Genomic DNA, 21,847 nt, shown 5'->3' on the forward strand with positions numbered 1-21,847 from the left:
CGCGCCCGTGCCGTGTGGACGGGATGGTATCTTCCCTTTCGATCGGCTGTGCTCGTCGTCCTTGACCATGGAAGGGTCACGACGGGGCCGGTGGGGAACGAGAGGCATCGAGGTCAGACCCATGGCGTTGCGGCAGCTCAGTGTGCAGGAGAGGGCGGAGGCCCGGAGGAAGGCCCTCCAGGCCCGCCAGGCGCGGGCGGAGCTCAAGGCGGCCTTCGCCGCCGGTGAGGTCGGCCTGGCCGACATTTTCGCGCGCGCGGACGCCGACGACGCCGTCGCCCGTCTGCGGACCGTGGACCTGCTGCTGGCCCTGCCGGGCGTGGGCGAGGTCCGGGCCCGGGAGGCGATGGCGGGGTGCGGCATCTCGCCGCGGCGTCGGCTGGGCGGCCTGGGCCGTCGTCAGCGCGAGGCGCTGATCGCCTATATTGGCCGGTGACCCCCACATCCCGGCGGGTCGGCGCCGGCCCGGGTGACGGGTCTGCGAGGCCCGTCCCACCAGGAGGATGCGTGACCGACACGTTCGACCCCGGACCCGCCCCCGCCGTCCCGGTGGCCCGCACCGCCGTCCAGGAACGCCCCCCGGGCCCGGGCGTCACCGTCCTGGCCGGCCCCACCGCCGTCGGCAAGGGCACCGTGTCGGCCTATGTCCGCGAGCACTACCCCGAGGCCTGGCTGTCCGTCTCCGCCACCACCCGCCCGGCGCGCCCGGGCGAGGAGGACGGGGTGCACTACTACTTCACGACGCCGGAGGAGTTCGACTCCCTCGTCGAGGCGGACGAGATGCTGGAATGGGCCGTCGTGCACGGCGTCCACCGCTACGGCACGCGGCGCGACCGCGTGATGGAGGCCGTGGCGCAGGGCCGCCACGTCCTGCTGGAGATCGACCTGCAGGGAGCGCGCCAGGTCCGCCGTGCGCTGCCGGAGGCCACCTTCGTGTTCCTGGCGCCGCCGAGCTGGGAGGAACTCGTGTCCCGGCTGCTCGGCCGCGGCACCGAGAGCCCGGAGGAACAGCGCCGCCGGCTCGAAACGGCTAGACTGGAACTCGCCGCGGAACCCGAGTTCGACGCCGTCGTCGTGAACGACCGCGTGGAGCGGGCCGCCGAGGAACTGGTGAGACTCATGGGGCTGGACCCCGAGCGCCGTCCGACCGAGGCCTGAGGACCGGCCGCACCGACGCCGCACCCGGCGCCGACGTGACAGTGAGATGAAGACTTTGGAGACCCCGTGACCGAACAGTACGAAGGCATCGTCAACCCGCCCATCGACTCCCTGCTGGAGCGGGTCGACTCGAAGTACGCGCTGGTGCTCTTCGCCGCCAAGCGGGCCCGGCAGATCAACGCCTACTACTCGCAGCTGCACGAGGGGCTGTTCGAGTACGTCGGCCCGCTCGTGGACACCCAGCTGAACGAGAAGCCGCTGTCCATCGCCCTGCGCGAGATCGAGGCCGGCCTGCTCGAGTCCCACGAGGCCGTCGAGGCCACCCCGGAGGCCGAGCTGGCCGCCGAGGACTTCGGCGACTTCTCCCTGCCGGGCGAGGACGACCCGTTCGCCACCCTCGAGTCGTCGGACGCCCACCAGCCGACGGGCGATCCCGCCGCCATCGAGGAGGCCGCCGAGACGGTGCGCGCCGAGGAGGGCATCTCCGAGGACGCCCCGGAGGCCTGAGCCCGTCATGGAGATCGTCCTCGGGGTCGGCGGTGGCATCGCGGCCTACAAGGCGGCGCTGCTGTTGCGCCTGATGACCGAGGCCGGCCACGGCGTGACCGTGGTGCCCACCGCCAACGCCCTCGAGTTCGTGGGCGCGGCCACGTGGGAGGCCCTCTCCGGTCGCCCGGTCCGCACGGACACGTTCGAGGCGGTCGACGAGGTGAACCACGTCCGGCTCGGCCGGCATGCGGACCTCGTGGTGGTCGCGCCGGCCACGGCCGACCTGCTCGCGCGCACCGCCGCGGGGATGGCGCCCGACCTGCTGGGCAACGTGCTGCTCACCGCCACGTGCCCCGTCGTCCTGGCCCCCGCCATGCACACCGAGATGTGGCACCACCCCGCCACGGCCGCCAACGTCGCCCTCCTGCGCGAGCGCGGCGTCACGGTCGTGGATCCCGCCGTGGGCCGCCTCACCGGGGCCGACTCCGGCGCCGGACGTCTGCCCGAGCCCGCCGAGATCTGGGAGCGCGCGCAGGCCGCCGCGGCCGCGGGCGCCCCGCGCCGTCCCCGGGCCTCCGGTTCCGGTACCGAGCCGACGCCCGGCCCGCTGGCCGGTCGCACCGTGGTGATCACGGCCGGGGGCACTCGCGAGGCCCTGGACCCGGTCCGCTACCTGGGCAACCGCTCCTCCGGCAAGCAGGGGGCCGCCCTGGCGCGCGCCGCCCTCGACGCCGGCGCCATCGTGCGGTTCATCGCCGGGTCCATGTCCGTCCCGGCACCCGAGGGCGTCGAGCGCGTCGTGCAGGTGGAGTCCACGCAGGACCTGCTCGAGGCCGTGCTGGCGGAGGCCGCCGACGCCGACGTCCTCGTGATGGCGGCGGCCGTCGCGGACTTCCGGCCGGCTGAGGTCTCCGACGCCAAGATGAAGAAGGGCGACGACGGCGGCGCGCCCGTCATCGTGCTCGAGCGCACCCCGGACGTGCTCGCCACGGCCGTGCGGACCCGCTCCGAGGGCGGGCCCATGGCCCCGCTCATCGTCGGCTTCGCCGCGGAGACCGGCGACCCGACGTCCTCCGTGCTCGAATACGGCCGGGCCAAACTGGCGCGCAAGGGCTGCGAGATGCTCGTGGTCAACGAGGTCGGCACGGACAAGGTGTTCGGCCGGGACGAGACCGCCGTGACCATCCTTTTCGCCGACGGCCGCCCCGCCGTGGAGGCGGCGGGCTCCAAGGACCAGGCGGCGGCCGCCGTCGTGCAGGCGATCGTGGATGACCTCGCCGGTCGCGACCCCGCAGGCGCGTCGGGCCGCTGACCTAGACTGTGCGGCATGACCGATGCCGCCTCGCTGAGCCCCGCCCGCCACGCCGACCCGTATTCGGGGGTGGGCGGCGGAGAGCTCCGTCTCTTCACCTCCGAGTCCGTCACGGCGGGCCACCCCGACAAGATCTGCGACCAGATCTCCGACGCCATCCTGGACGCGATCCTCGCCGCCGACCCGTCGGCGAAGGTGGCCGTGGAGACCCTGACCACCACGGGCCTGGTGCAGGTGGCCGGCGAGGTGAACACCTCGGCGTACGTGGAGATCCCCAAAATCGTGCGCGAGACCATCCTGGACATCGGCTACGACTCCTCGGCCAACGGCTTCGACGGCGCCCAGTGCGGCGTGAACATCTCCATCGGCCAGCAGTCCTCGGACATCTTCGCCGGCGTCTCCCGGTCCCTCGAGACCCGCGAGTACGGCTCGGCGGACGAGGTGGACGAGCAGGGCGCGGGGGACCAGGGCATCATGTTCGGCTACGCCACGGACGAGACCCCGGCGTACATGCCCATGCCCATCTACCTCGCGCACCGGCTCTCCGAGCGGCTCACCGCGGTGCGTCGGGCGGAGAACACGCCCATGCCGTACCTGCTGCCGGACGGCAAGACGCAGGTCACCATCGGCTACGCGCCCGGCCACGTGCCCACCACGGTGGAGGCCGTGGTGGTCTCCACGCAGCACCACGAGTGGGTCACCCAGGAGCAGCTGCGGGCGGACGTGGAGGAGCACGTGATCCGACCCGTCATCGAGCGCTCCGGCCTCGACACCTCCGGCATGCGGATCATCATCAACCCGGGTGGCAAGTTCGTCATCGGCGGGCCCGTGGGCGACGCCGGCCTCACCGGTCGCAAGATCATCGTGGACACCTACGGCGGCATGGCCCGGCACGGCGGCGGCGCCTTCTCCGGCAAGGACCCGTCCAAGGTGGACCGCTCCGCCGCCTACATGCTCCGCTGGGTGGCGAAGAACGTGGTGGCCGCCGGCCTCGCCTCGCGCGCCGAGTTCCAGGTGGCCTACGCGATCGGCTCGGCCCGGCCCGTGGGCCTGTACGTGGACACCTTCGGCACGGCCACGGTGCCGGAGGAGAAGATCATCGAGGCCGTGAACGCGGTGTTCGACCTGCGTCCGGCCGCCATCGTGAAGGAGCTGAACCTCCTGCGGCCCATCTACCGACGGACCGCAGCGAACGGCCACTTCGGCAGGGACGACGCCGACTTCACGTGGGAGCGCACGGACCGCGTCGAGCAGCTGCGCGCTGCCGCCGGCCTCTGACCCGGGGGCGGGCATCACGGACGCGCTGTTCGCCCTCCCGGAGCCGGAGGACGCACCCCGGCTGCCGGAGCGGGCCGAGGGGTGGCCGGAGCGGCCGATCGCACGCGTCCTGCTGGACTCGCCCGTGCCGCACCTGGACCGCGAGTTCGACTACCTCGTGCCCGTGGCCCTGGACGCTCGGGCGGTCCCCGGCTCCCGCGTGTCCGTCCGCTTCGGCGGACGGGCCATGACGGGCTGGCTCGTCTCGCGGGAGCAGGAGCCGGCCACCGGCGCCCAGCTCACCGAGCTCACCGGCGTACTCACCGTCATCCCGCCGCTGACGGAGGAGGTCCTGGCGACCGCTCGCGCGGTGGCCCGCCGCCAGGCCGGCGTCGTCACGGACGTCCTGCGGGCCGCGGTGCCCCCGCGCGTGGCGCAGGTCGAGAAGGCCGCCCTGGCGGAGGACGCGGAGGCCGCGGCGGACCACCCCGTGACGCTGACCGGAACCGACGCCGAGCGTCCGGAGCCGCCCGCGGCGGAGGAGGGCCTCGTGCCCACGGTGTGGGAGTCCCTCGAGGGGGGCACCGCGTTCGTGTCCGCCGTGCTGGCCGGGGACGCCGCGCGGGCGGCCGCCGTCGTGCCCTCGCGTCTGTTCGAATGGGAGGAGGCGGACGCGCTGGCCGCCCTGGCGCGCACGGTGGCCGCCTCGGGCGGCGGCGTCCTGCTGCTGGTGCCCGACCACCGCGACCTCGACCGGCTCTGCGCCGCCCTCGACGAGCACGTGGGCGAGGACGCCTACGCGCGGATCGGCTCCGAGGACGGCAACACGCCCCGGTACCGCGCCCACCTGGCCGCGCTGCGCGGCACCCGGCGCATCGTGGCCGGCACCCGGGCCGCCGTGTGGTCGCCCGTGCGCGACCTGCGGCTGGTGGTGCTCTGGGACGACGGCGACGACGCGTGGGCCGAACCCCGCGCGCCCTACTTCCATGCCCGAGAGGTCGTGCTGGAGCGAGCCCGCGCGACCGGCGCGGCGCTGCTCTTCGCCGGGCCCTCCCGGTCCGTCCCGGTGCAACGGCTCGTCGAGTCGGGCTGGCTGCTGCACCTGGGCCCCTCCCGTGCGGCCCAGCGCGAGCTCGGGCCACGGGTCGTCTCCACCGCCGACGCCTGGGAGACGGCGCGCGACCCGTTCGCGCAGCGGGCGCGGCTGCCGCAGGCCGCCTGGGCCGCCGCCCGCGCCGCGCTGCTCGGACCACGGCCGGGCCCGGTGCTCGTGCAGGTGGCCCGGGCCGGATTCATCCCCGCCCTGGTGTGCGAGCGGTGCCGCACGCCCGCCCGCTGCCGTGTCTGTGCGGGGCCGCTGGGCTTCCGCGACGCGCGGGCCGCCCGGCACGGGGAGGTGGCGTGCCGGTGGTGCGGCACCCGGGAGCGCGGCTTCCGGTGCACCGAGTGCGGCGGCACGACGCTGCGGGCCGGCGCCCGCGGCGTGGACCGCACGGCCGAGGAGCTGGGCCGGGCGTTCCCGCGCGTGCCCGTGCACGCCTCCTCAGCGCAGCACATGCTCGGCTCGGTGCCGCCCGGGCCCTCCCTGGTGGTGGCGACCGTGGGGGCCGAGCCGGTGACGCCCGACGGCTACGCGGCCGCCCTGCTGCTCGACGGGGACAGCCAGCTCCAGCGCGAGGGCCTCGAGGTGCCGGGCCGCGTGCTCGCCCGCTGGCTCGCGGCCGCCTGCCTGGTCCGCCCCGCCTCCGACGGGGGCGTCGTGGTGGTCACCGCGGACGCGTCGGAGGCGGTGAACGCGCTCGTCCGCCGGGACCCCGACGGCTTCGCCGCGCGCCAGGTCGCCGAGCGGCGCGAGCTGCACCTGCCTCCCGCCGGCCGACTCGCAGAGGTCTCGGGGGACGCCGCCGCCGTCGCGGAGTACCTCGAGCTCGTGGAGGCCGCCCGCCGGGAGCGGCCGGACGAGGACATCCACGAGGATCCGCACTCGGCCCCGCTCGACGGCGGCCCGGCGCGACTGCCCTGGATCGGGCCGGTGCCGGACCCCGCCGACGAGACCCGCTCCCGCGCCCTGCTGATCTTCCCGTACGCGGCGGCCGAAGCCACCGTCGGCGCCCTGCGCGCCGCCCGGTCCGCGGCGAGCGCCCGGCGCGAGACCGCCCCGGTGCGGGTGCGGCTCGACCCGGCCGGGGTGCTCTGAGGGGGCGGCTGGACCGACCCGCAGCCCGATGGACAGGAGCGCGGCGATGCCGGGGCGATGACGGCGTCAGCGGCCGGCGCGGCGGAGCCAGTCGCGGATCAGCGCCGCGCAGGCGGCCGGGCGTTCGTAGTGCAGCAGATGCCCGACGCCGTCGAGGACGTGCAGCTCCGCCGTGCCGCCGCCGGCGTCGATCGCCGCGGCGAGCGCCTTCTGTGCCGGCACCGAGCCCAGCGGATCCTCTCGCCCCGCGACGAGCAGCACCGGCAGGGTGAGGCGGGCGGCGACGTCGGCCACGGAGCCCGTGCTCGAGGCGCGGTACGCCTCGGAGAGCATGCGCGCGGAGGCGAAGCCCGAGAAGTGACGCCGGTGCTGGTCATGGGTGTACGCGAGGACATCCCTGTCCCTGGTGCGGGTCATGGCGAGCGTGGTCACCCACACCACCGGCGGCGCGCCCAGCAGCAGCCGCGCCGGGCGCTCGGGCAGGCGAGCGGCGACCTCGTAGTACCCCTCGGCGACGGCCGCCAGCACCCGACTCGTCACAGACGCGGACGCCTGCAGCGCGGGTTCGGCGATGGGGTTGAGCAGGACCAGCCGTGCCCACCGGGACGGGTCCCGGGCGGCCAGCTCGGCCGCCACCGTCGTCCCGTAGGAGTGTGCGACCAGCACGGGGGCGGCCGGCAGACCCAGGGCGGCGACGCCGGCGCCCACCGCGTCCGCGTGATGGGCCACGGTGTGCTCGGCGTGAGGGAAGGGCTCCGAGTCCCCGAAGCCGGGCAGCTCGATCGAGTGGATCGGATGCTCCGGGAGCGCGTCGGCCAGCAGGGCGAGGCCGTGGTGATCCCCGCGGAAGCCGTGCACGAACACGAGCGGGGCAGCGGCCGGGTCTCCCTCGGGTGCGCCTCGCGATCCCGGCGCGGCCTCCGGAACGGGGGCGTACTCCCACACGGCCACGGACGACGGGGTCCTGCGGACGGGGTCCGGGACCGCCAGGGTGCGCCGGCGGGGCGTCCGGGCCACGTGGCCCGTCAGCACGCGGGGATCGGCGGGCGCCGCGGGCGGCCGCAGCAGATCGCGCAGGCGGACGGGCGGGCCCGGGGCGGCGGGCGGCGTCGGGACAGGCACGTCCCCACCCTAGCCAGGCCGGTGTGGAACCTCACCGACGTCACCCACGCCTCCCGCACGCTGCTGCTGGACCTGAGGCCACGCTGCCCGGAACCCGGCGACTCCTGGTCCTGGCCAGGATGGTGCGCGGATGCCTACGGTATTGCGTCCCGTCCTCGGCCCCGGCGCCCGGACGGGCGCGCCCCGTCCCCCACGAAAGGTCCGTGCGTGCAGCACCCCGTCGCCCTCAGATCCCTCAAGATCGCCCTCGCCTTCGTCGGTCTCCTGGTCGGCGCCGGCTTCGCCACGGGTGCCGAAGTCATCCAGTACTTCGTCGGCTTCGGCTGGATCGGCATCGTGGGCGCGGGCCTGGCCGGCCTGCTCGTCACCGCCGGCGGCGCCGTCATCCTCCAGCTGGGCAGCGTGTTCTTGGCGGCCGACCACAAGGTCGTCTTCCGCAGCGTCTCGCACCCGGTGATGGCCCGCATCCTGGACGTGGTGGTGACGGTGACGCTCTTCGCGATCGGCGTCGTCATGCTCGCCGGCGCGGGCTCGACGCTCGCCCAGCAGTTCGGCTGGCCGACGTGGGCAGGCTCCACCCTGATGACCCTGCTCGTCGTGGTGGCGGGCATGCTGGACGTGGAAAAGGTCTCCGCGATCATCTCCCTGATCACACCCCTGGTGATCGTCGCGGTCGTGGCCGGGTTCGTCCACGTCCTGGCCACCCACGAGGGTGGCTTCACCGCCCACGAGTCCCTCGCCGTCCAGGCCACCACGCCGGTGGACCCGTGGTGGCTGTCCTCGGTCAACTACTTCGGCCTCGTCGTCGTGATGGCCGTGTCCATGTGCCTCGTGATCGGCGGGTCCATCACCCACCCCCGCGAGGCGTTCCTCGGCGGCCTCGCCGGTGGCCTGATGTACACCGTCCTGCTCCTGATGGCCTCCACGCTGCTCTACCTCGGCTACGCCGAGATCGGCCGCGCCGACGTCCCCATGCTGCGGCTGTTCGCCTCGATCGCACCCTGGCTGGGCTGGACGATGGTCGTGGTGATCTACTTGATGATCTACAACACTGCGATCGGCATGTTCTACGCGCTGGGACGCCGCCTCACGGCCGAGCACCCGGGCCGCTACCGCCCCGTGTTCGCCGGCGTCACGCTGCTGGCCTACGCGGTGAGCTTCGTCGGCTTCGGCGACCTGATGAACGTCGTCTACCCGGCGCTGGGCCACCTGGGCATCGTGCTCGCGCTCGTGCTCCTCGTCTGGTGGCTCACCCACCGCCGGCAGATCACCGCCGAGTCGGGGCTGCGCCTGCGCCTGCTCGCGCTGCTCCGGCTGCGTGAGCATCCGGAGAAGACCTTCACGGCCCAGCACGCCGTGCAGCTGCAGGAGGCGGTCGGGGACTCCGTGGCGGCCCCGGGCGCGGTGACGGAGGCCCTCGAGGACGAGGTCGCCCAGGTGCTGGAGGAGGACGACACGGTCACCTCCGACCAGGTGCGCCACGGTCCCGACGCCGGGCCCGAGCGTCCGGCAGGCGGCAGTGCCTCCCCGTGAACGCGCCTCCGGCGCCGGGCACGGCGTCTCGGAGCGGCCCTGCGACCGGGCCGGGGCGCCGTCGCCGTAGGATGGGGTGGCCGGCCGTGCCGCCGGCCCCGACCGCGCCGCCTGAGGGCCGGCGCCCCGTCCCGACTGCGTGAGGATTCGAACCGCCGTGAGCCAGACCCCCGACAGCGCCGTGCCGGCCACCCCCAGCATCCCCGCCGACGCGGAGTACTCGTTCCGCGACGTGGAGGCCCGCTGGGCCGGGTACTGGGAGAAGGCCGGGACGTTCGCCCCCCGCGAGGACGGCTCCGAGACCCGCACCGTGGTCGACATGTTCCCCTACCCCTCGGGCGACCTGCACATGGGGCACGCCGAGGCGTTCGCTATGGGCGACGTCGTCGCGCGTCACTGGATGCAGCGCGGCTTCGACGTGCTGCACCCCATCGGCTGGGACTCCTTCGGCCTGCCGGCCGAGAACGCCGCCATCAAGCGCGACGTCCACCCGGCCGAGTGGACCTACGCGAACATCGAGACGCAGAAGCGTTCCTTCCAGCGGTACGGCATCGCCGTGGACTGGTCCCGTGAGCTGCACACCTCGGACCCCGAGTACTACCGGTGGACCCAGTGGCTGTTCCAGCAGCTGTACCGCAAGGGCCTGGCGTACCGGAAGGACTCCCCGGTCAACTGGTGCCCCCAGGACCAGACGGTGCTCGCCAACGAGCAGGTGGTGGACGGCCGCTGCGAGCGCTGCGGCACCGAGGTCACCAAGCGGACCCTGAACCAGTGGTACTTCCGCATCACCGACTACGCGGACGCGCTGCTGGACGACATGGACCAGCTCACCGGTCACTGGCCCGAGCGCGTGCTCGCCATGCAGCGCAACTGGATCGGCCGCTCCGAGGGCGCCCACGTCGACTTCCAGGTCGAGGACGGCCCCGTCGTCACGGTCTTCACCACCCGGCCGGACACGCTGTACGGCGCGACCTTCATGGTGGTCGCCGCCGACGCCCCGCTGGCCGCCGAGCTCGCCGGCGACGACGTGCGGGCCGAACTCGAGGCGTACCGCGAGGACCTGAAGAAGGTCTCGGACATCGACCGCCAGGCCACGGACCGCCCGAAGAGCGGCGTGTTCCTGGGCCGCTACGCCGTGCACCCGCTGACCGGTGAACGCCTGCCGATCTGGGCCTCGGACTACGTGCTGGCCGACTACGGCACGGGCGCCATCATGGCCGTGCCGGCCCACGACCAGCGCGACCTCGACTTCGCCCGCGCCATGGGCCTGCCCGTGCGCACCGTGCTGGACACCGGCGAGGAGGACCCGGCGGTCTCCGGCGTCGCGACGACCGGCGAGGGCATCCTGGTGAACTCCGGCGAGCTCGACGGCCTGGACAAGGCCGCGGCCATCGCACGGGCCATCGAGATCCTGGAGGAGCGCGGCACCGGCCGGGGCACCACCACCTACCGCCTGCGCGACTGGCTGCTCTCCCGTCAGCGCTTCTGGGGCACCCCGATCCCCGTGGTGCACTGCCCGGACTGCGGCGAGGTCCTCGTGCCGGAGGACCAGCTGCCGGTCACCCTGCCGACCGACCTCAAGGGCGAGCAGCTCGCCCCGAAGGGCCAGTCGCCCCTGGCCGCGGCGACGTCGTGGGTCGAGGTGGACTGCCCGCAGTGCGGCGGCCCCGCGCGACGGGACACCGACACCATGGACACGTTCGTGGACTCGTCCTGGTACGTGCTCCGCTACGCGTCCCCGAACGACCATGCCCGCGCCTTCGACCCCGAGGCCCTGCGTCGCTGGCTGCCCGTGGACCAGTACGTGGGCGGAGTGGAGCACGCGATCCTGCACCTGCTGTACGCCCGCTTCTTCACCAAGGCCCTGCACGACCTCGGCCTGGTGCCCTTCACCGAGCCGTTCCGCGCCCTGCTCAACCAGGGCCAGGTGCTCAACGGCGGCAAGGCCATGTCCAAGTCGCTGGGCAACGGTGTGGACCTGGGCGACCAGCTGGACGAGTTCGGCGTCGACGCCGTGCGCCTGACCATGGTGTTCGCCTCGCCGCCCGAGGACGACGTGGACTGGGCCGACGTCGCCCCGGGGGCGGCCGGCAAGTTCCTGGCCCGCGCGTGGCGCCTGGCCCGCGACGTCCGCGCGACGGGCGCCCCGGCCGGCACGGACCCGGCGGACGGGGCCGTGGCCCTGCGCCGGGTGACGCACCGGGCCGTGCACCAGGCACAGCAGCTGCTGGACGACGCCAAGTTCAACGTGGTCGTCGCCAAGACGATGGAGCTGGTCAACGCGGCCCGCAAGGAGATCGACGCCGGCGCCGGCGCGGCCGACCCCGCCGTCCGCGAGGCCGCCGAGGCCGTGGCCGTGCTGCTCTCCCTCGTCGCGCCGTACACGGCCGAGGACATGTGGGTCCTGCTGGGCCACGAGCCCTCCGTGGTCCGCGCCGGCTGGCCCGCGGTGGACGAGTCGCTGCTGGTCGAGGACACCGTCACGGCCGTCGTCCAGGTCAAGGGCAAGGTCCGCGACACCCTCGAGGTGCCCGCGGACATCTCCGCCGAGGACCTCGAGGCGCGCGCCCGCGCATCGGAGAAGGTGCGGAACTTCATCGGGGACGCCGAGATCGTCAAGGTGATCGTGCGCGAGCCCAAGCTCGTGAACCTGGTGATCCGCTGACCCCGTGAGACCGGCCGCGACCGGGCCGGGGGAGAGGAGGCAGGCCGTGGCGCGCATCGAGCAGTGGCGCGACGACGCGCTCGTCCGCCTGCGCTCCCGGCGCTCCCAGCTGGCGGGGCGGGCGCGCTACGGGCTGCGCCCGCCCCGCCGGGACCGCACGGCCGTCGTCACGGACTCGGCCGCCGCCCTGCCCGACGCCGTCCTCGGACACGGCCTGGCCGCCGGGATCCGCCAGGTGGCGCTGCCCGTCATGGTGGGCGAGCAGATCCACACGGAGGGCACGGACGAGCTCGCGCTGGAGCTGCCGCTGGCCCTGGCCGCCGGCACTCCGGTGCGCACCTCGCGGCCCTCGCCGGGTGCGTTCCGGACGGCCTACGCCGAGCTGGCCCGCGCCGGCTACGCACGCATCCTCTCCGTCCACCTGTCCGGCGAGCTCTCCGGCACCGTGGAGGCCGCGCGCCTGGCCGCCGCGGACGCCGAGCGCCCGGTGACCGTGGTGGACTCGCGCACCGTGGGCTTCGCGCTGGGCACGGCCGTGGTGGACGCCGCCGTGGACGCGGGGGTGGGAATGCCCGTGGCCCGCATCCGCGAGCGGCTCGAGGCCACCGTGGACTCCAGCCACGTGCTGTTCACGGTGCCCAGCCTCGAGCAGCTGCGCCGGGGCGGGCGGATCAGCGGGCTCGCCTCGCTGCTGGGCACCCTGCTGCAGGTGCGCCCCGTCATGGCGGTCGACGACGGCGCGATCGGCCTGGTCGACCGCCCGCGGTCCGCGGCCCGCGCCGTCGACCGGCTCGTGGAGCTCGCGACCGAGCGGGCCGGCGGGGACCCGGTGCGGATCGCCGTGCACGAGTACGGCGACCCCGAGACGGCCGGGCAGCTCGCGGAGCGGCTCCAGCCGATCTCCACCACCCCCGTGCCCGTCGTCGAGCTGCCCGCCGTGCTCGCCGCGCACCTGGGCCTGGGCGCCCTGGGTGTGGTGATCTGCCCGCTGGAATCGCCCACGGGGGGCTCGGGGGACTGAGGCCGCCCGTGCGGGAGCGCTGAGGAGACGGGCGCGTCCGTTCCTGCACACCGCCCTGGAGCGCGGTGGCGATCCCCAGGCCGGGTGCGGGACGCGCCCGGCTCAGACGCGGGGACGCAGACTGCCCGCATGAGCCCCAGCCACCGCCTCTGCGACGATCCGCCCGCCTTCGCCCCGGACCCCGCGCCCTCGGCCGTCCCCGACGTCGACACGGCCAGCCCGCACGCCGCGTCCCGGTGGGAGCGCACCCCGCCCCGGGGCCCGGTGCTGCGGTGGCGGCCGGCCCTGCTGGCGGTCACGGTGCTGCTCGTCGCCGCCACGGCCTGGTGGGCGGTGGCCTGGTTGACCACCCCGGCGCCGCCTTCGGCGATCCCGGCGGCCGCGGCCGGTGCGGGCATCCCGCAGACCGACGCTCCCTCCACCGCCCCGTCGGCGGCGGGCACCGACGCGCGGACGCCGGAGGCGGGGCCGTCGGGGGAGACGTCCGGCCCCGCCGGGTCCGGCCCGCTGCGGGTGCACGTGGTGGGCGAGGTCGCCCGGCCGGGTGTGGTCAGCCTCGCGCCGGGCTCCCGGGTGGCCGACGCCGTGCGCGCCGCCGGCGGCACGACCCGGCACGCCCGGGCGGAGCGCATCAACCTCGCGGCCCCGCTGGACGACGGCCAACAGGTCCTCGTCCCCTCCGCCCACACGCCGCAGGATGCCCTGGACCGGGTGGCCGGGGCCGCGCAGGCGCAGCCCACGCCGACCACGGGCAGGGCCGGTGCCGGAGGCGAGCCGGGCGGCGCCGAGTCCGGCGACACCGTGGACCTGAACACCGCCGACGCCACGGAGCTGCAGACCCTGCCCGGCGTCGGCCCCGCCACGGCGGAGAAGATCATCGCCCACCGCGAGACGGTCGGCCCGTTCACCGGCCTGCAGGACCTGGACGCGGTGCCCGGCATCGGCCCGGCCACGCTCGACCGGCTGCGTGACCACGTCTCGTGGTGAGCCCGGCCCCGGGTCCGTCCAGCGATCCCGTGGACCGCCGCGCCCGCCACCGCGAGGTGCCCGGCCCGCTCGACGCCCGGTGGGTGCCCGCCCTGCTCGCCTGCCTGACCCTCGGGATCCTCGGCGTCGGCTGGAACGCCCCGGCCCGCTCGGCGGCGGCCCTCACCGGGTTGGCCGTCGCCGCGGCCGCCGTCCTGGGGGCCGCCCGCTCGACCGGTCGGATACGGGGCGTGGCCACCGCGACGGCGCTGGCCGGCGTGGCCGCGGCCCTGATGCTGCAGCACTCGGCCGGGCCCGCCGCCGCGGCCGAGGGCAGCGGCTGGACCGGCGCGGTGCACGCCGGCTCGCCGCTGCGGCTCGAGCTGACCCTGGACGGGCCCGCCACCCGGAGCGAGGCGACCTTCGGCCCGCGCTGGAGCGTTCCCGTGCGGGTCGAGACGTTCGGTCACCCGCCACGGGCCCCCGAGGCCGCCGTGACGGCCCGACTCACGGGCGGGGGCCCACCGCCCGCGACGATCGCCGCGCCGTCGGACGGGACGGCGGCCCCCGGCGGCGGGCCGGGATCGCGGGTGTGCGTGGTGGCCCGGCCGTCGAGGTCCGGTTCCACCGTGTTCCTGGCCGCCGCGGCCGTCCCGCAGCCGGGTCCCTGCCCCGGCGGGGCGGAGACGGCAGGCGGGGCCACCGGCGGCGACCCGGGCCCGCCGCGGCGGGAGGCGCTGCGCGCCGCATTCCGTCAGTCCGCGGAGGGTACGGTCGGCGCGGCGCCGGAGCTCATCCCGGGGCTGGTGCTGGGCGACCGCTCCGCCCAGGGGGCCGCCCTCGACGACGCCATGAAGGCCTCGGGCCTGTCGCACCTGTCTGCCGTGTCCGGGGCCAACGTGGCCATGATCCTCGGCGCGGTCGCGATCACCCTGCGCTGCGCGCGGGTGCACCGGGCGGTGGTCCTCAGCGCCGGGCTGGCGGTCCTCGGGGTGTTCGTGGTCGTGGTGGGGCCGGAGCCGTCCGTGCTCCGGGCGGCCGTGATGGGCGCTCTCGGAGCCCTCGCGGTGTTCTTCGGCCGCGCGCGGCAGGCGTTCGGACTCCTGACGGTGGGCGGCACGGCCCTGCTCGTCGCGGTGCCGGCCCTCGCCGTGGAACCGGCCTTCCACCTCTCCCTGGCCGCGACCGCGGGCATCGTCCTGGGCGGCGCGCCCCTCGACCGTGCGCTGCACGCCGGGCTCGGCCGGGTGCTGCCCGACGTCGTGGCGCGGTGGCTCTCGGCGTCGCTCGCGGTGACCGTGGCCGCCCACCTGGCCTGCCAGCCGATCATCCTGGCCATGACCGGTGAGGTGTCGGCCTACGCGGTGCCGGCCAATCTGCTGGCCGCCCCGGCCGTGCCGCCCGTGACGGTCCTGGGCACCCTCGCCGCGGCCCTCGCACTGCCCGCGCCGGGGATCGCCGCCGCCCTCGTGGCCGTGATCCAGTGGCCCGCGGCCTGGATCGGGTGGGTCGCCCACACCAGCGCCTCGCTGCCCGGGGCGCTGCGTCCGTGGCCGGCCGGGGCCCTCGGTGCCGGGCTGGGCGTCCTGCTGGTGGCCGCGACGCTCCTCGGATTCGCCGCCGTGCTCCTGCTCGAACGACGCCGGACCGCCCCGGTGCGGCGTGTCGGCCGCAGCGCGCCGCGGACCCGCGAGCGCCTCCCCGCCCTGGTCGTGCTCGCCGCCGCGCTGGCCGCGGCCACCACGGGGGCGGTCGGGGCGGTCCTCGTGCCGCGGGCCTCGGGCGCGGCCCCGCCGGACTGGGCGGTGGCGTTCTGCGACGTCGGCCAGGGGGACATGGCCGTGTTCCGGTCCGGCCCGCGCGCGGGGGTCGTCGTCGACGTCGGGCCCGAGCCGGGGCTCGCGCGTCGCTGTCTCGACGACCTCGACGTCGACCGGGTGGACGCCGTGCTGCTCACCCACCTGCACGCCGACCACGCCGGGGGGCTGGCCGGCGTGGTCGACCGCGCCTCCCCCGGGGCGGTGCACTACGCGACCCGGGACGCGCCGGCGCAGGGCAGGGGAGGGCGCGGCGGGGAGGCGGAGGGCGTCGACCCGCCCGCCGACGCGGCACGGCTCCGCACCGGCGCGACGGGCACGGCCGGGCCGGTGCGGTGGCACGTGCTGCTCGCCGACGCGCGGGCCGCCGAGGAGAACGACGCCTCCGCGCAGGTGCTGGTCACCGTGGAGAGCGGGGCCGGTCCGGTCACGACGCTGGTCACCGGCGACATGGAGGAGGACGCCTCCGCGGCGTGGGTCGCGGGGCGCCGGTCCGATGCCGCCGCACCGCCGCGCGTGGACGTGCTCAAGGTCGCCCACCACGGGGCTCGCAACGGTGGGACGGCCGTGCCGCGCGCGGCCGGCGCCCGCCTGCACGTGGTCTCCGTGGGCGCCGACAACCCGTACGGCCACCCCCACCGGGCCACGGTGGACGCGCTCGGCCGCCTCGGGCCGGTGGCCCGCACGGACCTGCACGGCACGCTGGCCCTCACGGCCGCGGACGGCCCCGACCCCGACGGCGCGCCCGAGATCACGGCTCACACCGTCCGCCCGCCCTCGAGCGTCCGCACCGGACCCTAGGATGGGACGCATGTCCGCCGCCCGCAGCCCCCGTTCCGGCCGAGCCGGCCGCACCGACCCGCTGGCCTGGCGGCGAGCCGAGCCCGCCCCGCTCATGCTCCTCAAGGGGCCCGAGGACCATGCCGCCCGCTGGGTGACGGACCGCGTGACCCAGGCTCTGCGCGAACGCCACGGCCAGCTGGAGATCCACCGGCTCCGCGCGGGGGAGTACCAGCCCGGCCAGCTGGCCACCGCGGCCAGCCCGTCCCTCTTCGCCGAGCCCACCCTCATCACGGTCGAGGGCCTCGAGGCCATGAACGACGCGTTCCTCGAGGACGCCCTGCGCCTCGTCCAGCAGGGCCCGGGCGCGGAGGACGTCACGCTCGTGCTGCGCCACACCGGCGGCAACCGCGGCAAGAAGCTGCTGGACGCCGTCGCCCAGGCCGGCACGGTGGTCGAATGCGTGCCGCTGAAGAAGGACGAGGAGCGGCTGGCCTTCGTGCAGGCCGAGTTCCGCGACCGGCGTCGACGCATCGACGAGGAGGCGGCCCGCGCGCTCATCCGCGCCACCGGCGCCTCGCTCACGGAGCTCGCGGCCGCGTGCGCCCAGCTCGTCGACGACACCGAGGGCGTCGTCACCGTCGAGACCGTGGACACCTACTACAGCGGCCGCGTGGAGGCCACGAGCTTCGCGGTGGCCGACGCGGCGCTCGAGGGGCAGGCGGCGAGGGCCGTGTCCCTCGTGCGGCACGCGATGGCCACCGGCGTGCACCCGGTGATGATCACCGCGGCGCTCGCGCTCAAGGCGCGGCAGGTGGCACGGATGATCGACGCCCGCCGGCCCGCCGCCGAGCTGCCGTCCCTGCTCGGGGTGGCCCCGTTCCAGGTGCGCTACATCCAGCAGGCGGCGCGGCACTGGACGGCGGCCGGCATCGCGCAGGCCGTGGAGTGGATCGCCCAGGCCGACGCCGAGGCCAAGGGCGCCTCCCGCAACCCGGAGTTCGCCGTCGAGCGCGCGGTCATCCGCGTGGCCACCGCCGTCAGCCGCTGACGGCGCCGCCGGACGGCACGCGACGGGGGCTGCCCGGACACGACGCGGCCCCCGCACCGATCGCTCGGGGCGGGGGCCGCGGTCACAGCCGGGGGGCGTGGATCAGCCGAGGAGGGCCTTCACGCGGGCGGCGATGCCGGACTTGCGGTTCGCGGCCTGGTTCTTGTGGATGACGCCCTTCGAAGCGGCCTTGTCCAGCTTGCGGGAGGCGGTGCGCAGCGCGGCGGCGGCGGCCTCGGCCTCGCCGGCGGCGACGGCCTTGTCCACGGCGCGGATGGCGGTCTTCAGCTCGGACTTCACCGCGACGTTGCGCTGGCGCGCCTTCTCGTTGGTGAGGATGCGCTTCTTCTGGGACTTGATGTTAGCCAAATCGGGTCCTTCGTCGTCGGCGGCGCGGACGAGGGTCCGGGCGCCGCATGAACAGGGGGTCGTGGAGGGTGCCCGGATCCGTGGACTGAGCGGCGTGGGGAACACCGATGATGACCCGTTCCGGGGGTGCCCGTCGACCGGCGGACACAATGCGGACGATCCTACCACCCAGACCCTGCGATCCGCGCGGCGGACTCAGCGCCCCCGCCGCCGGGCGCGGGCCAGCGCGGCCGTGACCCGGTCGAAGGCCGCCCGGTCCAGGACGCCGCCCTCCCGGCGCACCGCGGCCGGATCCACGCGGACCACCCGGTCCAGCTTCGCCTCCGAGGCGCGGCCGGACCGGTCCCAGGCGCCCGCGCCCACGTCCACGTAGTCCTCGTCCCGGGCCAGGGCGTTGTTCCGGTCCCGGCTGGTCAGCATGAGCCCGAGCAGGTGCGCCCCGTCCCGGCCGATCAGGAGCACGGGGCGGTCCTTGCCCCGGCCGTCCATCTCCTCGTACGGCACCCAGGTCCACACGACCTCGCCCGGCCCGGCCGTCGGCCCGGGCACGGGCGCGTACTCGACGCGGACGGTCCCGGTGAAGTCCGGCAGGGACGCGTGGCGGCCGGCGTCCTGTCGCCGGGGCCGGCGCTCCTGCCCGGGCCCGGGCATCGGCCACGAGTCGGTGGGCTCCGTGGGGTCCCACGCGGGCCCGGGAGGCCCGGGCGGGCCCGGAAAGGGCGACGGGCCGCTCCGGTCGCCGGCCCGTCGACCGGCCTCGGAGGCGGCTCGACGCGGCCGGGCGTCGTCGCGGAGGGCGCCGATCAGGCGTGCCGTCCGGCGGCCGAGGGACAGGGCGCGATGCAGGTCGAAGGCCATGGGCGTGAATCTAGTGGACGCGCGGGCCCGGCGTCCGGGTCGGGTCGGCGGCGGGACATGACAGACTAGGCGGTCAGAGCCCCGTCCCCGTCACCCGTAGAGGAAGTGCCCGTGTCGCCCCTGGCGTCGAACCCCCCGGTGCCCGCTGCCACCGACCCCTCGGTGATCCGCAACTTCTGCATCATCGCCCACATCGACCACGGCAAGTCCACGCTGGCGGACCGCATGCTGCAGGCCACCGGCGTCGTGCAGCCCCGCGACATGAAGGCCCAGTATCTGGACCGCATGGACATCGAGCGTGAGCGCGGCATCACCATCAAGTCCCAGGCCGTGCGCATGCCCTGGTCCGTGGACGGGGTGGACTACGCCCTGAACATGATCGACACCCCCGGGCACGTGGACTTCACCTATGAGGTCTCCCGCTCGCTGGCCGCGTGCGAGGGCGCGATCCTGCTGGTGGACGCCGCCCAGGGCATCGAGGCCCAGACCCTGGCGAACCTCTACCTCGCCATGGAGCACGAGCTGGAGATCATCCCCGTGCTCAACAAGATCGACCTGCCCGCCGCGGATCCGGACCGCTACGCGGCCGAGCTGGCCTCCCTGATCGGCTGCGAGCCCGAGGACGTGCTGCGCGTCTCCGGCAAGACGGGCGTCGGCGTCGAGGAGCTGCTGGACCGCGTGGTCCGCGCCATCCCCGGCCCGGAGGGGGACGCGGACGCCCCGGCCCGCGCGATGATCTTCGACTCCGTGTACGACACCTACCGGGGCGTCGTCACGTACGTGCGCGTCGTGGACGGCCGGCTCTCCCCGCGGGAGAAGGTCCGCATGATGTCCACGGGCACCACCTACGAGCTCCTCGAGATCGGCGTCTCCTCCCCGGAGCCCGTGCCCACCAAGGGCCTGGCCGCGGGCGAGGTGGGCTACCTCATCACCGGCGTGAAGGACGTGCGTCAGTCCAAGGTGGGCGACACGGTCACCAACCACGCCCACCCGGCGGAGCAGTCCCTGGGTGGCTACGAGGACCCCAAGCCCATGGTGTTCTCGGGTCTGTACCCCATCGACGGCTCGGACTATCCCGTGCTGCGTGACGCCCTGGACAAGCTCAAGCTCAACGACGCCGCGCTCGTCTACGAGCCGGAGACCTCGGTCGCGCTGGGCTTCGGCTTCCGCGTCGGCTTCCTCGGTCTGCTGCATCTGGAGATCGTGCGCGAGCGCCTCGAGCGCGAGTTCGACCTCGACCTCATCTCCACCGCGCCCAACGTGGTCTACGAGGTCACCCGGGAGGACCGTGAGGTCGTCACCGTGACCAACCCCTCCGAGTTCCCCGAGGGCAAGATCCTCGAGGTGCGCGAGCCCATGGCCTCGGCCACGATCATCGTGCCGGCCGAGTTCATCGGCGCCGTCATGGAGCTGTGCCAGGCCAAGCGCGGCAATCTCAAGGGCATGGACTACCTCTCCGAGGAACGCGTGGAGATCCGCTACTGGATCCCGCTGGCCGAGATCGTGTTCGACTTCTTCGACCAGCTCAAGTCCCGCACCAAGGGGTACGCCTCGCTGGACTGGAAGGCCGACGGCGACCAGGTCGCCGACCTCGTCAAGGTGGACATCCTGCTCCAGGGCGAACAGGTGGACGCGTTCTCCTCGATCACCCACAGGGACAACGCCTACGCGTACGGCGTGATGATGACGGGCAAGCTCAAGGAGCTGATCCCGCGCCAGCAGTACGAGGTGCCGATCCAGGCCGCCATCGGCTCGCGCATCATCGCCCGCGAGAACATCCGCGCGATCCGCAAGGACGTGCTCTCCAAGTGCTACGGCGGCGACATCTCCCGCAAGCGCAAGCTGCTCGAGAAGCAGAAGGAGGGCAAGAAGCGCATGAAGATGGTCGGCCGGGTGGAGGTCCCGCAGGAGGCCTTCATCGCCGCCCTGTCCTCGGACGGCGCCGGCGCCGACCAGGCGGCGAAGAAGTAAGTGCCCGCCCTGCCCCTCGGCGAGCCCGTCCCCGACGACGGCCGGCTGCCGGCCGACGTCGGGCAGCGGGTGCGCGCGGCCGCCCGCGACGGCGCGGCGCGCACCTTCAGCCTGTACGTCCACGTGCCGTTCTGCACGGTGCGCTGCGGCTACTGCGACTTCAACACGTACACGGCCGTCGACCTCGGCCCCGGCGCGGGTCGCGGCGACTACTGGGAGTCGGCGGTCGCGGAGCTGGACTTCGCCGCGGACGTGCTCGCGTCCTCGGACGTGCCCGCCCGCCCGCTGCACACGGTGTTCTTCGGCGGCGGCACGCCCACGCTCCTGCCGGCCGCGGACCTCGTGCGCATCCTCCAGGCGGCGGTGGACCGGTTCGGGATCGCGCCCGGCGCGGAGGTGACCACCGAGGCCAACCCGGACACGATCACCCCGGAGTACGCCCGCCAGCTCGCGGCCGGCGGCTTCACCCGTCTCTCCCTGGGCATGCAGTCCGCGATGCCGCACGTGCTCGCCACGCTCGAGCGCACCCATCGGCCCGAGTCCGTCCCCGCCGCCGTCGCCGCGGCCCGCGAGGCCGGCCTGGAGGTGTCCCTGGACCTGATCTACGGGACCGCGGGGGAGTCCCTCGCCGACTGGCGGACCACGCTCGAGGCCGCCGTCGCCCTGGGCCCGGACCACGTGAGCGCGTACTCGCTGATCGTGGAGGAGGGCACCAAGCTCGGGGCCCAGGTGGCCCGCGGCGAGGTGGCGGACGTGGACCCCGACGACCAGGCGGACAAGTACCTGCTCGCCGACGAGCTGCTCAGCGCCGCCGGCTACCGCTGGTACGAGGTGTCCAACTGGGCGCGCGACCCGCAGGGCTCCGGCGTCCACCGTGCGCGGCACAACGTGGCGTACTGGGAGGACCAGGACTGGTGGGGGATCGGCCCGGGTGCGCACTCGCACCTCGCCGGGGTCCGGTTCTGGAACGCCAAGCACCCCGCCGCCTACGCGCAGCGGCTGGCCACAGGGGTCACCCCCGCCGTCGGCCGCGAGCGGCCCGACGCCGACGCGCGGCGCCTCGAGCGCATCATGCTCGCGGTGCGCACGGTGGGCGGGCTTCCGACCGCGGAGCTCGTCTCGGAGACGCCGGGGGAGGCCGCGCGGATCCGTGGGGCGATCGCCGAACTCATCGCCGCGGGCCTGCTGGACGGGCGCGCCGCCGTCGACGGGCGCATCGTCCCCACGCTCGAGGGGCGGCTGCGCAACGACGCGATCGTCCGGGCGCTGGCCGGCTTCTGA

The 21,847-nt window shown here is 75.0% G+C and carries 17 protein-coding genes; 14 read left to right on the plus strand and 3 right to left on the minus strand.

The window, feature by feature from the left end:
- Positions 1–121: 121 nt before the first annotated feature.
- The 6 genes from mihF (at position 122) to G6R13_RS07785 (ending at position 6,413) form a co-directional block, all read left to right on the plus strand.
- Positions 122–436, plus strand: coding sequence for an integration host factor, actinobacterial type (gene mihF, locus G6R13_RS07760; RefSeq protein WP_010078601.1), 315 nt, complete (start codon positions 122–124; stop codon positions 434–436).
- Between the two features lie 71 nt (positions 437–507).
- On the plus strand, positions 508–1,158 hold the full coding sequence (gene gmk, locus G6R13_RS07765) for a guanylate kinase (protein ID WP_010078602.1): 651 nt from the start codon (positions 508–510) through the stop codon (positions 1,156–1,158).
- 66 nt (positions 1,159–1,224) lie between these two features.
- A complete protein-coding gene (rpoZ, locus tag G6R13_RS12445; protein ID WP_078025472.1) occupies positions 1,225–1,665 on the plus strand; it encodes a DNA-directed RNA polymerase subunit omega in 441 nt (146 codons plus the stop codon).
- Positions 1,666–1,672: 7 nt separating this feature from the next.
- The gene (gene coaBC, locus G6R13_RS07775; RefSeq protein WP_078025471.1) at positions 1,673–2,959 is read left to right on the plus strand and encodes a bifunctional phosphopantothenoylcysteine decarboxylase/phosphopantothenate--cysteine ligase CoaBC; all 1,287 of its coding nucleotides are present in this window, start codon (positions 1,673–1,675) and stop codon (positions 2,957–2,959) included.
- A gap of 15 nt (positions 2,960–2,974) precedes the next feature.
- Positions 2,975–4,237, plus strand: a complete 1,263-nt coding sequence (gene metK / locus G6R13_RS07780) for a methionine adenosyltransferase (RefSeq protein WP_078025470.1) — start codon at positions 2,975–2,977, stop codon at positions 4,235–4,237.
- 112 nt (positions 4,238–4,349) lie between these two features.
- A complete protein-coding gene (locus G6R13_RS07785; protein WP_163721343.1) occupies positions 4,350–6,413 on the plus strand; it encodes a primosomal protein N' in 2,064 nt (687 codons plus the stop codon).
- 66 nt (positions 6,414–6,479) lie between these two features.
- Here the strand turns inward: G6R13_RS07785 and G6R13_RS07790 are convergent, their stop codons facing one another.
- Complete coding sequence (locus tag G6R13_RS07790; protein ID WP_158184428.1) at positions 6,480–7,535, minus strand: alpha/beta hydrolase; 1,056 nt, start codon at positions 7,533–7,535, stop codon at positions 6,480–6,482.
- A gap of 207 nt (positions 7,536–7,742) precedes the next feature.
- Between G6R13_RS07790 and G6R13_RS07795 the strand changes: the two genes are divergently transcribed.
- The 6 genes from G6R13_RS07795 to holA all read left to right on the plus strand — a co-directional run bounded on the left by G6R13_RS07795 (position 7,743) and on the right by holA (position 17,368).
- Positions 7,743–9,068, plus strand: coding sequence for a hypothetical protein (locus G6R13_RS07795; protein WP_163721331.1), 1,326 nt, complete (start codon positions 7,743–7,745; stop codon positions 9,066–9,068).
- A 157-nt stretch (positions 9,069–9,225) separates the two neighbouring features.
- The gene (gene leuS, locus G6R13_RS07800; RefSeq protein ID WP_163721332.1) at positions 9,226–11,733 is read left to right on the plus strand and encodes a leucine--tRNA ligase; all 2,508 of its coding nucleotides are present in this window, start codon (positions 9,226–9,228) and stop codon (positions 11,731–11,733) included.
- A 46-nt stretch (positions 11,734–11,779) separates the two neighbouring features.
- Entirely contained in the window at positions 11,780–12,754 is a 975-nt protein-coding gene (locus G6R13_RS07805; RefSeq protein ID WP_141842953.1) for a DegV family protein, read from the plus strand.
- Positions 12,755–12,883: 129 nt separating this feature from the next.
- The gene (locus G6R13_RS07810; protein WP_163721333.1) at positions 12,884–13,741 is read left to right on the plus strand and encodes a ComEA family DNA-binding protein; all 858 of its coding nucleotides are present in this window, start codon (positions 12,884–12,886) and stop codon (positions 13,739–13,741) included.
- A 29-nt stretch (positions 13,742–13,770) separates the two neighbouring features.
- Positions 13,771–16,338 (plus strand): ComEC/Rec2 family competence protein, encoded by a 2,568-nt coding sequence (locus G6R13_RS07815; RefSeq protein WP_240335722.1) that lies wholly within the window; start codon positions 13,771–13,773, stop codon positions 16,336–16,338.
- 10 nt (positions 16,339–16,348) lie between these two features.
- Positions 16,349–17,368, plus strand: coding sequence for a DNA polymerase III subunit delta (holA, locus tag G6R13_RS07820; protein WP_049146780.1), 1,020 nt, complete (start codon positions 16,349–16,351; stop codon positions 17,366–17,368).
- A gap of 102 nt (positions 17,369–17,470) precedes the next feature.
- Here holA and rpsT read toward each other — a convergent pair whose 3' ends face one another.
- Positions 17,471–17,737 (minus strand): 30S ribosomal protein S20, encoded by a 267-nt coding sequence (gene rpsT / locus G6R13_RS07825; protein ID WP_002854699.1) that lies wholly within the window; start codon positions 17,735–17,737, stop codon positions 17,471–17,473.
- 195 nt (positions 17,738–17,932) lie between these two features.
- Complete coding sequence (locus tag G6R13_RS07830; RefSeq protein WP_010078614.1) at positions 17,933–18,595, minus strand: type II toxin-antitoxin system PemK/MazF family toxin; 663 nt, start codon at positions 18,593–18,595, stop codon at positions 17,933–17,935.
- A gap of 111 nt (positions 18,596–18,706) precedes the next feature.
- Here G6R13_RS07830 and lepA point away from each other — a divergent pair, with 111 nt between their 5' ends.
- Positions 18,707–20,566 carry a translation elongation factor 4 gene (lepA, locus tag G6R13_RS07835; RefSeq protein ID WP_010078615.1) on the plus strand — a complete coding sequence of 620 codons (1,860 nt, stop codon included), beginning with the start codon at positions 18,707–18,709 and terminating at the stop codon, positions 20,564–20,566.
- The gene (gene hemW, locus G6R13_RS07840; protein ID WP_159833171.1) at positions 20,567–21,847 is read left to right on the plus strand and encodes a radical SAM family heme chaperone HemW; all 1,281 of its coding nucleotides are present in this window, start codon (positions 20,567–20,569) and stop codon (positions 21,845–21,847) included. It begins immediately after the preceding gene.

This window comes from Micrococcus sp. Alg238-R198, assembly GCF_900537135.1.
In the GTDB taxonomy this organism is placed as follows: Bacteria; Actinomycetota; Actinomycetes; order Actinomycetales; family Micrococcaceae; genus Micrococcus; species Micrococcus luteus.

Excerpts from the sequence above, each read along its gene's own strand:
- mihF (WP_010078601.1), top strand. The coding sequence starts at position 122 with ATGGCGTTGCGGCAGCTCAGTGTGCAGGAGAGGGCGGAGGCCCGGAGG.
- coaBC (WP_078025471.1), top strand. The coding sequence starts at position 1,673 with ATGGAGATCGTCCTCGGGGTCGGCGGTGGCATCGCGGCCTACAAGGCG.
- metK (WP_078025470.1), top strand. The coding sequence starts at position 2,975 with ATGACCGATGCCGCCTCGCTGAGCCCCGCCCGCCACGCCGACCCGTAT.
- G6R13_RS07810 (WP_163721333.1), top strand. The coding sequence starts at position 12,884 with ATGAGCCCCAGCCACCGCCTCTGCGACGATCCGCCCGCCTTCGCCCCG.
- holA (WP_049146780.1), top strand. The coding sequence starts at position 16,349 with ATGTCCGCCGCCCGCAGCCCCCGTTCCGGCCGAGCCGGCCGCACCGAC.
- G6R13_RS07830 (WP_010078614.1), bottom strand. The coding sequence starts at position 18,595 with ATGGCCTTCGACCTGCATCGCGCCCTGTCCCTCGGCCGCCGGACGGCA.